The organism is Actinomadura sp. WMMA1423 (genome assembly GCF_006547145.1).
In the GTDB taxonomy this organism is placed as follows: domain Bacteria; phylum Actinomycetota; class Actinomycetes; order Streptosporangiales; family Streptosporangiaceae; genus Spirillospora.
This window is the reverse complement of the sequence record NZ_CP041244.1, coordinates 4,502,603-4,514,319: the sequence shown is the minus strand read 5'-3', so window position 1 is coordinate 4,514,319 and position 11,717 is coordinate 4,502,603. Positions and strand designations below refer to the sequence as shown.

The window sequence follows — 11,717 nt, the reverse complement described above, 5'->3', positions numbered from 1 at the left end:
AGACATGCCCGAAGAGGTGCGGGACCGCATCACCTTCGACGGTGAACTGCGCAAGACCGCGATCGTCGGCTACAGCGACCCGATGACGGCCGCCCCGGGCGAGACCGTGGCCTTCAAGGTCAGCTGCGCCGCCCCGAGCTTCCGCTTCGACCTGGTTCGGCTGATGCACGGCGACGAGAACCCGGCCGGCCCCGGTTTCCTGGAGACGGAGGTGGAGTGCCCGGCCGCCGGCGAGTACCCGGGCCGGGAGCAGGCGCTGGACTTCGGGTCCTACGTCGAGGTCGCGGACCATCCCGCGCTGCGGTTGAGCGACGCCGTCACGCTCCACGCCTGGGTCCTGCCGACGCAGCCCGGTAAAGGCGTGCAGGGCCTGCTGACCAAATGGGACGGTGCCAGTGGATACGGGTTGTTCCTCGGCGCGGACGGCGACGCCCAGTTCTGGGCGGGCGACGGCGAGACGATCGAACGCGTCGGCACCGGGCGTCCGCTCAGGGCGGGCAGGTGGTACCTGGTCTGGGCCTCCTACGACTCCCGGACGGGCCGGGTCCGGGTGGGCCAGAGCGCCTTGGAGCGGTGGCCGGAGGACGGTTCCACGGCCGCGGTCGAACGCCCGCTGGCGGCGGTGGCGCCGAACGAGGCGCGCCTGATCATCGCGGGTCACGACGCCGGCTCCAGGGTGGCGGCGGTCTTCAACGGCAAGGTCGACGGCCCCCGGCTCTACGGCGTCCCCCTCGGCGCCGAGGCGATCGAGGCGTCGGCGCGTGCCGGCACCGCCGGAGCGCGCGCGGACGGGCTCGTCGCCGCGTGGGACTTCTCGCCGCGGCCCGGTACGCGGGACGTGACCGACCTGTCCCCGAACCAGTTCCACGGCTGGACGGTGAACACGCCCGCCCGGGCGATGACCGGATGGAACTGGACGGGGCGCGAGACCGTCTTCCACCGCGCCCCCGAGGAGTACGGTGCGATCCACTTCCACGACGACGACCTCACCGACGCGGGCTGGGAGACCGACGTCGAACTCGTGGTGCCGCCGGATCTGCCGAGCGGCGTCTACGCCGCGCGGCTCCGGACGTCCACCGCGGAGGACCACGTCCCGTTCTTCGTCCGCCCGAGGCAGGGCACGGCGGATTCCGGCATCGCCTACCTGGTCCCCACCACGACCTATCTCGCCTACGCCAACCTCGCGGCCACGGAGTTCTGGCAGGACCGGGGGAAGCCGCTGAGGCCGGGCGAGCTCGAGATGAGGCTGCTCAGCCTGTACGACGTCCACGACGACGGCAGCGGGACGTGCTACTCGTCGCGGCTGCGGCCGAACCTCACGATGCGGCCGAAGGTGCGGCTCAAGTTCCCCGACGTCCCGGGGAGATGGCAGAACGTCCCGAGCTATCCGCACCTGCTCCCGGCCGACCTGCACCTGACGCACTGGCTCGGCCATCAGGGGCACCAGGCCGACATCCTCACCGACGAGATCCTGCACCACGAGGGCGCGAAACTCCTGTCGCCCTACAAGGTCGTCATCATCGGCACGCATCCCGAGTACTGGTCGGAACGGATGCTCGACGCCCTGGAGGCGTACCTGCGCGCCGGGGGACGGGTCATGTACCTGGGCGGCAACGGGTTCTACTGGGTGACGTCCTACTCCCCGGAGGAGCCGCACGTCATCGAGGTCCGCCGTACCGCGGGCGCCCGCGCGTGGGAGGCGGGGCCCGGCGAGGGGCACCACAGCACGACCGGTGAGCCGGGCGGGATCTGGCGGCACCGCGGCCGGCCGCCGCAGAGGCTGGTCGGGGTCGGTTTCACCGCCGCCGGGTACGACCGCGCGGCCCCCTACCGGCGAAGCGGTGCCGGTCGCGAACCCGACGCGGCGTTCGTCTTCGAGGGGATCGACGACGGCCGGGACCTGATCGGGGACCATCCGTCCCTGGTGCAGCAGCATGGCGCCGCCGGATACGAACTCGACCGCGCGGACACCGCCCTGGGCACCCCGGTGGGAACGGTCGTGCTGGCCTCGTCGTCGCCGTCGGACTACTCCTCGTCCTACAAGTCGGACTCCGCCGACGTTCCCATCGGGGCCACGGAGTGGCCGGTCAAGGCGGACCTGGTGCTGGCGCGCTACCCGAACGGGGGCGCCGTCTTCTCCACGGGCTCCATCGCCTGGTGCGGCGCCCTCGCCCACAACGGCTACGACAACGACATCTCGCGCATCACCGACAACGTGCTGCGAGCGTTCGCCTCCGGCGGGCCTCTGAGCCGATCCGAGAACGACGCCATCGGCGGAGGTGGACGACCTGAGTAGGGACGAGACGGCCGACGTGGCCGTGATAGGGGCCGGGCTCGCGGGCCTGGTGGCGGCCCGGGACCTGCGACGTGCCGGCCTGCGCCCCCTGGTCGTCGAGGCACGCGACCGGGTGGGCGGCCGGACGTGGACCCGTCCCGTCCCGGGCGGCGCCGTGGAGGCGGGCGGGCAGTTCATCGGGCCCACCCAGGACCGCCTGGCCGCACTCGCCGGCGATCTCGGCGTCGCCACTTTCGCCACCTACAACGTGGGGAGGGCGCGGATCGACCTGGCGGGCGGCCGGGAGGCGTACAAGCGCGCCAAGCGCCTCCTCACCGAGCTGGAGGGGATGGCTTCGGAACTGCCGCCGGAGGCGCCCTGGGCGGCGGCGCGCGCCGCGGAATGGGACGCGCAGACCTTCCATGACTGGCTCCAGGGCAGCGGGGAGCAGGCCGCGTTCGGGGTCATGCGCATGCTGACCACGGCGGTCTTCGCGGCCGAGCCCGCGGAGCTGTCGCTGCTGCACGTCCTGGCCTACATCAGGTCGGCGGGTTCGGTGGACCTGCTGACGGAGGTGGCCGGCGGCGCACAGGAACGCAGGTTCGTGGGCGGCGCGCAAGCGCTCTCGGTTCGGCTGGCCGATGCCGTCGGCGGCGACGATCTTCGCCTGGGCGCTCCGGTGCACCGGGTCCGGCAGGCGCCGGACGGCGTGGAGGTGTCCGCCCGGGACCTCACGGTGCGGGCCCGCCGCGCGATCGTGGCCGTCCCGCCCGTGCTCGGCGGCCGGATCGAGTACGACCCGCCGCCGGACGGCCGCGCCGGACTGCACCTGCGGATGGCGCCTGGATCGACGATCAAGATCAGCTGCCTCTATGGGACCCCGTTCTGGCGGGACGAGGGGCTGAACGGCGGCCTGATGCGCGACCGGGGCCCCGTCACGGTCACGTTCGACAACTCGCCGCCCGACGGTTCGCACGGCGTGCTCGTGGCCTTCTCGCAGGGGGACGACGCGAGGGCCCTGGCCCGGCTGCCCGCCGGGGCGCGGCGCGAGGCGGTGCTGGAGGTGCTGGGCCGGTACTTCGGCGAACGCGCCGCCCGGCCCTCGGAGTACCTGGAGACCGACTGGGCGGGCGAGCCGTGGACCCGGGGGTGCTTCGGCGGCAACTTCGGGCCGGGCGGATGGACGCGGTACGGCCCGCTGCTGCGCGAGCCGTTCGACCGCGTCCACTGGGCGGGGGCCGAGACCTCCGCGGTCTGGATGAACTACATGGAGGGCGCGGTGCGGTCCGGGGAGCGGGCCGCGGCCGAGGTCATCGCCGCCCTCGGCGTTCCTTGACAGCCCGCGGGCGGACCCCGATGCTGAATTTGTACACATGACCAGGTCACTTGAACACTCGCGAGGAACGTCAGTTCGGTCACGGGAGGGCCTCATGCCTGACGCATTCATCGACGCAACCGGCCAAGCAGAACTCATCCGCAGGAACGAGATCACCCCGGGCGAGCTGGTCGAGGAGACGCTCGACCGCATCGGCAAGATCGACCCGCAGCTCAACTCGGTGGTCGTCACCCTTGCCGACAAGGCCCGCGCGGAGGCCGCGGACGCCCCCGACGGCCCCTTCCGCGGCGTCCCGTACCTCCTCAAGGAGGTCATGCCGTCCAAGGGCGACATCTACGCCGCGGGCATCAAGGGCGTCATCGCGGCGGGACTGCGCGCGGACCACGACTCCTACTTCGTCCGGGCGATGCGGGCGGCCGGGTTCGTGCTGGCCGGGCGCTCCAACACCTCCGAGATGGCGCTGGTCGCCACGACCGAGTCCGCGGGCTGGGGCACGTGCCGCAATCCGTGGGACACCTCCCGCTCCACCGGCGGATCCAGCGGCGGCGCGGCGGCGGCCGTCGCGGCGGGCCTGGTCCCGGTCGCCCATGGCAGCGACGGCGGCGGGTCGGTCCGCGAACCGGCGGCCAAGTGCGGGATCGTCGGGCTCAAGCCCACCCGGGGCCGGGTCTCGCAGGGCCCCCAGGTGATCGACTCCGACAACGTGTCCGGCATGGCGCACGAGGGCTGGATGACCCGCAGCATCCGGGACTGCGCCGCGCTGCTGGACGTCGCGGGCGGCCACCGGCCCGGCGACGCCTTCGGCGCGTGGACGCCGCCCGGCCCGTTCGCCGCGGAGGTCGGCGCCGCCCCCGGACGGCTCCGCATCGGAGTGCTCACCGAGGACCCGACCGGGCAGACCGCGGTCGACCCCGAATGCGTCGCCGCGGCCCGCGCCGTGGCCGACGTCCTCGCCGGGCTCGGCCACGACGTGCGGGACGGCTTCCCCGAGGCGCTCCGCCAGGGCAGCTGGCCGATGGAGTTCATGCCCTGCGTCGGCGTGGTGGTGCTGCGCGAGATCGAGCGCTTCGGCCGCCTGATCGGCCGTCCGCTGACCGAGGACGACATGGAACCGCAGACCTGGGCCTACACCGAGGTCGGCCGCACCGTCACGGGCGTCCAGTACGCCGCCGGGGTCGACGCGCTGCGCGAGCGGGGCCGAGACATCGAGCGGTGGTGGGCCGAGGACGGGTGGGACCTGCTGCTCACCCCGACGCTCACCAACCAGACCCCGCCGCTCGGCCTGTTCAACCCCACGAAGGAGGACCCGTTCTCCAGCCTCGGCATGGAGGCGAGCACCTTCTCCGCCCCGTTCAACGTGACGGGGCAGCCCGCGATCTCGCTGCCGCTGCACTGGGCGAGCGACGGGATGCCGATCGGGGTGCAACTCGGCGCCGCGCACGGCCGCGAGGACGTGCTGATCCGCGTCGCCTCCCAGCTGGAGGCCGCGCTGCCATGGGCCGGCCGCGTCCCGCCAGTGCACGCCTGACGGCCCCCTCGTGAAAGGACCGACCATCATGGGACGACTCGACGACAAGGTGCTGCTGGTGATCGGCGGCGGCTCGGACGGACCGCCGCGCGACGGCGAGCGGTTGCCGATCGGCAACGGCCGGGCGACCGCGCTGGCCTGCGCCGGAGACGGCGCCGCCGTCATGGTCGCCGACCTGCGCGCCGAGGCCGCCGAGGCGACGGCCGAGGAGATCAGGAGCGCCGGCGGCAGGGCCGCGGCCGTCGCCTGCGACGTGGCCGACCCGGAGCAGTGCGCGGGGGCGGTCGAGGCGGCGGTCGAGGCGTTCGGCGGGCTGAACCTGCTCGTCAACAACGTGGGCATCGCCGACACCGGCACCGTGGCCGACACCGCCGCGGACGCCTTCGACCAGATCATGCGGGTCAACGTGCGCGGCCACCTGTTCACGATCCAGCACGCGCTGCCCGAGATGGCCAGGGCGGGCGGCGGCGCCGTGGTGAACATGTCCTCGCTGAACGCCTACCGCACCGGCGGCGCCGGGATCTCCTACGACACCAGCAAGGCGGCGCTGCTCGGCCTGTCCCGGCACGCCGCCGCCACCGCGGCGTCCATGAACGTACGGGTCAACACCGTGCTTCCCGGCGTCATCGACTCGACGATGCTGCGCCGGGCGCTGGCGGGGATCCCCGCCGAGCACGTGCCGGACCTGGCCGGCCGGATCCCGCTCGGGAGGGTCGGCAGCCCCTGGGAGGTCGCCCGCTGCGTGGCCTTCCTGCTCTCCGACGAGGCGTCCTACGTGACGGGCGCCGAGCTGGTCGTCGACGGCGGCCTCAACATCCCCATGCTTTGACGGGAGCCACGGACGTGCACATCGTCGAGCTGATCGACACCTACCTCGCCGGACACGGCGACCGGGTCCGGGCCACCGACCACACCGGCGCCTGGACCGGGCACCGGCTCGCCGAGCGGGCCCGCCGGCTCGCCGGCGGCCTCCAGGCGCTCGGCGTGCGGCGGGGCGACCGTGTCGCGGTCATGATGGCCAACGGCGTCGACGTCCTCGTCGCCTACGAGGCGATCTGGCGGGCCGGGGCCGCGATCACACCGCTGATGCCGGCCCTGGTGCCGGACGAGGCCGCGCACATCCTGGGCAGTGCCGAGCCCGCGGCCGTCCTGGTCTCCGCGGACGCCGCGGACACGGTGCGGGCCGCGCGCGCCATGGCGGGCGGGACCTTCCCCCTGGCCGGTGAAGGCGGCGACCTCCCCTGGAGGGAGTTGGAGGCGGCGGGGGAGGCCCTCCCGGCCGGACCCGACGGGAACGATCTCGCGGCCGTGCTGTTCACGGGCGGCACCACGGGCCGGTCCAAGGGCGTCATGCTGACCCATCGCAACCTGACCGCCGCCGCCGCGATGGCCGCGGCGGCCGACGACGCCCGGCCCGAGGACGTCAGCCTGGTCACCCTTCCCCTGTCGCACGGGTTCGGCCTGATCGCCTTCCTCGTCACCTACCTGCGGCCGCTGCACCTGCTGGTCCGGCGGCGCTTCGACCCCGACGACTTCGCCGCCACGGTGGAGGCGGAGGGCGTGACGGCGGCCGACGTCGTCCCGGCCATGCTTCAGGCCCTGCTCGACCGCGGCCACGTCCATTCGGGCGCGCTGCGCTCCCTGCGCAACCTCTACGTCGGCGGGGCGCCCTGCCCGCCCGACCTCATCGAGGCCGTGGAGGGCGCCCTGCCGGTGCGCGTGATCGAGGGGTACGGGCTGACCGAGTCGGGCACGCTGATCGCGGGTGACTCGCCGTCCCGGCCGCACCGCCGGGGCAGCGTCGGCGTCCCCTTCGAGGGCGTCGAGGTCCGCGTCGTCGACCCGGACGGACGGGACGCGCCGCCCGGCGGGATCGGAGAGATCATCGTGCGCGGCCCCGCCGTGATGGCGGGCTACTGGAGGGACGAGGCCGCCACCGCCGAGGCGGTCCGCGACGGCTGGCTCCACACCGGCGACCTCGGCAGCCGCGACGCCGACGGCCACCTGCGCATCGCCGGGCGCCGCAAGGAGCTGATCATCCGGGGCGGCTTCAACATCCATCCCGCCGACCTCGAGAACGCCATCCGGACCTGTTCCGGTGTGACCGACGTCGGCGTCGTCGGCCTGCCCGACCGGGCCCTCGGCGAGCGGGTGGTGGCGGCCGTGGTCGGCACGTGCGCCGTCGAGGACGTCGAGCGGCACTGCCGGGCCAGGGTGGCCGGTCCGAAGCGGCCCGACGAGGTAGTGATCATGCAGCGGCTCCCGCTCACCCCGGTCGGCAAGCCCGACCGCGGCGCGCTGGCCGCCGCGCTGGCGGCCCGCGGCGTCGCGTCATGAGACCGTCCCCGCCCGGCGCACCGCTCGCCGCGACGCAACTGCGCCGGGAGGTGCGGGCCTTCCTGGAGGGCGAGGAGTTCACCCCGCGCTGCGACAGCTGGCTCACCGGCTTCGACCCGGCGTTCAGCCGGAGACTGGGCGAGCGGGGCTGGCTCGGCATGACCGTGCCCCGACGCTTCGGCGGGCACGGCCGCGGCACGCTGGAGCGGTTCGCCGTGATCGAGGAACTGCTGGCCGCCGGAGCCCCCGTCGCCGCCCACTGGATCGCCGACCGGCAGATGGCGCCGGCCCTCGTCGCGCACGGCTCGTCCGAGCAGCGCCGGCGGTTCCTGCCCGCGATCGCCTCGGGCGAGTGCTTCTTCGCCATCGGGATGAGCGAGCCCGACAGCGGCTCCGACCTGGCCTCGGTGCGCACCCGGGCCCGCCGCGTCCACGACGGGTGGTCCCTGACCGGCACCAAGGTATGGAGCAGCGGAGCCCATCGCGCCCACGTCATCCTGGTGCTCGCGCGCACCGCGCCCGCGGGTCCGGACCGCCACGCGGGGCTGAGCCAGTTCCTGGTGACGCTGCCCGACCCGGCGGTGACGGTCCGGCCGATCCTCGGGCTGGCGGGGGAGCACCACTTCAACGAGGTGACCTTCGACGAGGCGTTCGTTCCGGACGGCATGCTCCTCGGCGAGCCCGGCGCGGGCTGGCGGCAGGTCACCGCGGAACTGGCGCACGAGCGCGGCGGCCCGGAACGGATGCTCAGCACGTTCCCGCTGATCCGGGCGGCGGCCGCGCAGGCCGGCGACGATGCCGCGCGCCGCGCCCTCGCCGGGCTGCTCGCCCGGGCGTGGACGCTGCGGCGGGCGTCCATGGCGGTCGCCGGCGCACTCGAACGCGGCGACGACGCCGGGGCGCGTGCGGCGCTGGTCAAGGATCTCGGCACCCGCTTCGAACGAGAGGTCATCGACGTCGTGCGAGCCCACATCCCGGTCGAGCCCGATCCGGACTCGCTCGCCCCGCTGGCGCGCGCCCTGGCCGAGGCCGTCGTGCAGGCCCCCGGCTTCACCCTGCGCGGGGGCACCACGGAGATCCTGCGCGGCATCGTCGCCCGCGAGCTGGGGGTCCGCTGATGGGGCTGCTCGACGACACCGTGAACCGGATCCTCGTCGAGCGGGCCGGCGACGCCTGGCCCGCCCTGCACGAGGCGGGCCTGACGGCCATCGGCATACCCGAGCGCTTCGGGGGCACCGGCGGCGGCCTCGCCGACGCGGCCGCCGTCCTCCGCGCGGCCGGGTATCACGCGGCGGCCGTTCCGCTGGCCGAGACCTGGCTGGCGGGACGCCTGCTGAGCGCCGCCGGGCTGCCGGTCCCGCCGGGCCCCCTCACGGCCGCAGGCGTGCGGGGCACCGGTCTCGGCGGAGTCCGGGCCGAACGGGACGGCGTCGGCTGGCGCCTGAGCGGACGGCTGCCCCGCGTCCCCTGGGCCGCGCACGCCGACCGCATCGCGCTGACCGTCGAGGGGCCGGAGGGGACGCTGGCCGCCCTGGTCGAGCGCTCCGCGGTATCCGTCGAAGCGGGCCGCAACCTCGCCGGAGAGCCGCGCGACGACATCACGCTGGACGGGGTGGCCGTCGATGCCGTTCCGTCAGTGTTCACCCCGTCCGACCTGATGCTGCACGGAGCATTCGCGAGAACCGTCGCCATGGCGGGGGCGGCGCGGCGGGTCCTGGACCTCTCCCTGCGCCACGCCGCCGAACGCGAGCAGTTCGGCCGGCCGATCGCGCGGTTCCAGGCCGTCCAGCAGCTGCTCGCCGGGCTCGCGGGCGAGGCGATGCTGCTGGAAGCCGGCGCCGAAGCGGCCGCGGTGGCCTTCGGCGCGGGCGGTCCGGCGGCCGAGACCGCCGTGGCCTGCGCCAAGGCCGACGCGGGCCGCGCGGCGGGCGCGGTGGCGACGGCGGCCCACCAGATCCACGGCGCACTCGGGGTGACCCACGAGCACGTGCTCCGGCGCCTCACGCTGCGGCTGTGGTCGTGGCGTGACGAGTACGGCTCGGAGGCCCGCTGGCGGGGCCGCGTCGCCGCCGCGGCGCGCGACGACGCATGGCTCGTGGTCTGCGGGGAGGCATGACCATGGCCGGAGCCCTCGACGGGCTGCGGGTGATCGACCTGTCCCGGGTCGTCGCCGGGCCGCTGTGCACCCGGATGCTCGCCGACCACGGCGCCACCGTCGTGAAGGTGGAACCGCCGGCGGGCGACGAGCTCCGCACCTACGGGCCTCCCTTCGGGGAGGGCACGAGCGGCTACTTCGACGGGATCAACCGCGGCAAGCGCCACATCTGCCTGGACCTGTCCCGCGCGGCGGGGCGTGACGTGCTGCGGCGGCTGCTGGACGACGCCGACGTGGTGGTGGAGAACTTCAAGGCCGGGACGATGGAGCGCTGGGGCCTCGGCTACGAGAGCTCCCTCGTCCGGGACCACCCCGGCCTGGTCTACTGCCGGATCACCGGATTCGGGACCGACGGGCCCCTCGGCGGCGCGCCCGGCTACGACGCGCTGCTCCAGGCGTTCTCAGGGCTGATGACCCTGTCGGGAGGCCCGGACGACCCGCCCGTCCGGATCGGCGTGCCCGTCGTGGACCTCACCGCCGCGACGCTTGCCTTCTCCGGCATCCTGCTGGCCCTCCACGAACGCACGGCCTCCGGGCGCGGGCAGATGGTGGACATCGCCCTGCTCGACGCGGCGCTCAGCCTCCTGCACCCGCACGCGCAGAACTGGCTGGCCCACGGTGCCGCACCGAAACGGCTCGGCGACGCGCACGCCCAGGCGGCGCCGTACCAGACGTTCCAGACCAGGACCGGGCCCGTCCTCCTGGCGGCCAACAACGACCGCCAGTTCGCCGCGCTCGCCGCGCGCCTCGGCCGGCCCGACCTGGCCGACGACCCGCGCTTCGCGTCCAACGGCGACCGGGTGGCGCACCGGGCCGAGCTGGCCGAGATCCTCTCCGGGCTGGTCGCCGGCGCCGACCGCGCGAGCCTGGCGGACGACCTGATCCGGGCGGGCGTGCCCGCCGCCCCCGTCAACACCCTCCCCGAAGCCCTGGCCGAAGCCCAGGTGCTGCACCGCGGACTCGTCACCGGCGCCGGCCGCCACCGGGAACTCGGCGTCTCCATCGCGCTGTCGCGCACCCCGGGCCGCGCGCACACCCCGCCAGGGCCCCGGGGGACCGACACCGCGGCCGTGCTCGGCGAGCTGGGCTACAGCGCGGCGCGGACCGCCGAGCTGCTCCGCGACGGGACGGCCTACCAGCGAACCGCCTGTGAGGAAGGAAGAACAGCGCAATGACCAGACTGTGCGAGGGGCGCGTGGCCATCGTCACCGGCGCCGGCCGGGGAATCGGCCGGGAGTACGCCCTGGAGCTCGCCCGCCAGGGAGCGGCCGTGGTCGTCAACGATCTCGGGGGCGCCCGGGACGGCTCCGGCGCCGACCCGGGCCCCGCCGCGGCCGTCGCCGAGGAGATCCGGGCCGCCGGCGGGCGCGCGGTCGCCGGCACCGACGACGTCGCCGACCACGAGGCGGCAGGCCGGCTGGTGCGGACGGCGGTGCGCGAGTTCGGCCGCCTCGACATCGTGATCAACAACGCCGGCATCCTGCGCGACCGGATGCTGGTGAACATGACGACGTCCGACTGGGACGACGTCGTCCGCGTGCACCTGGGCGGCACCTTCGCCGTCTCGCAGCACGCCGCCGCCCACTGGCGGGCCCGCGCCAAGGCGGACGGACCCGTGGACGCGCGGCTGATCAACACCAGTTCGTCCAGCGGTCTGTTCGGAAACCCGGGCCAGTGCAACTACGCCGCCGCGAAGGCCGGGATCGCCGGGTTCACCGTCACCGCCGCCCTCGAACTGGAACGCTACGGCGTCACCGTCAACTGCGTGTACCCGGCCGCCGCGTCCCGCCTGACCGCCGACCTGTCCGCCTACGCGGGCCGGGAGACGGACTCGCTGCGCGACCCGTCCCTGATCGCCCCCCTGGTGGTGTGGCTGGCGAGCCCGCGGTCCCGGGGCATCACCGGTCGCATGTTCGGCATCAGGGGCAACGCCGTCACCGTCGCCGAGGGCTGGCGGCCGGGCCCGACGATCGACCGCCCCGAACGCTGGGACCCGAGCGAACTCGGCGATGTCCTCCCCGCACTGATCGAGCGGGCCCGGCCGAACGCCGCACCCGCCCTCGACGCCGCCGCGGCGGGCTGACCG

Annotated in this window: 9 protein-coding genes; all 9 read left to right on the top strand. The window is 74.6% G+C overall.

The annotated features are described in order from the left end of the window. Positions 1-4 precede the first annotated feature (4 nt). Positions 5-2,296, top strand: coding sequence for a N,N-dimethylformamidase beta subunit family domain-containing protein (locus FKD65_RS20770; RefSeq protein ID WP_141579065.1), 2,292 nt, complete (start codon positions 5-7; stop codon positions 2,294-2,296). After that, the gene (locus tag FKD65_RS20765; RefSeq protein WP_205718746.1) at positions 2,280-3,611 is read left to right on the top strand and encodes a flavin monoamine oxidase family protein; all 1,332 of its coding nucleotides are present in this window, start codon (positions 2,280-2,282) and stop codon (positions 3,609-3,611) included. The genes FKD65_RS20770 and FKD65_RS20765 overlap by 17 nt, the downstream gene beginning before the upstream one ends. A gap of 94 nt (positions 3,612-3,705) precedes the next feature. Continuing rightward, a complete protein-coding gene (locus FKD65_RS20760) occupies positions 3,706-5,139 on the top strand; it encodes an amidase (protein ID WP_168221124.1) in 1,434 nt (477 codons plus the stop codon). A gap of 28 nt (positions 5,140-5,167) precedes the next feature. Then, positions 5,168-5,968, top strand: a complete 801-nt coding sequence (locus FKD65_RS20755; protein ID WP_141579063.1) for an SDR family NAD(P)-dependent oxidoreductase — start codon at positions 5,168-5,170, stop codon at positions 5,966-5,968. Continuing rightward, on the top strand, positions 5,965-7,476 hold the full coding sequence (locus FKD65_RS20750) for a class I adenylate-forming enzyme family protein (protein ID WP_168221123.1): 1,512 nt from the start codon (positions 5,965-5,967) through the stop codon (positions 7,474-7,476). The genes FKD65_RS20755 and FKD65_RS20750 overlap by 4 nt, the downstream gene beginning before the upstream one ends. Next, complete coding sequence (locus FKD65_RS20745; protein ID WP_141579062.1) at positions 7,473-8,594, top strand: acyl-CoA dehydrogenase family protein; 1,122 nt, start codon at positions 7,473-7,475, stop codon at positions 8,592-8,594. Before FKD65_RS20750 ends, FKD65_RS20745 begins: the two co-directional genes overlap by 4 nt. Beyond that, on the top strand, positions 8,594-9,592 hold the full coding sequence (locus FKD65_RS20740; RefSeq protein ID WP_141579061.1) for an acyl-CoA dehydrogenase family protein: 999 nt from the start codon (positions 8,594-8,596) through the stop codon (positions 9,590-9,592). Before FKD65_RS20745 ends, FKD65_RS20740 begins: the two co-directional genes overlap by 1 nt. Next, positions 9,589-10,806, top strand: coding sequence for a CaiB/BaiF CoA-transferase family protein (locus tag FKD65_RS20735; protein WP_205718745.1), 1,218 nt, complete (start codon positions 9,589-9,591; stop codon positions 10,804-10,806). Before FKD65_RS20740 ends, FKD65_RS20735 begins: the two co-directional genes overlap by 4 nt. Continuing rightward, complete coding sequence (locus tag FKD65_RS20730) at positions 10,803-11,714, top strand: SDR family oxidoreductase (protein WP_141579060.1); 912 nt, start codon at positions 10,803-10,805, stop codon at positions 11,712-11,714. The genes FKD65_RS20735 and FKD65_RS20730 overlap by 4 nt, the downstream gene beginning before the upstream one ends. Positions 11,715-11,717: the final 3 nt, after the last annotated feature.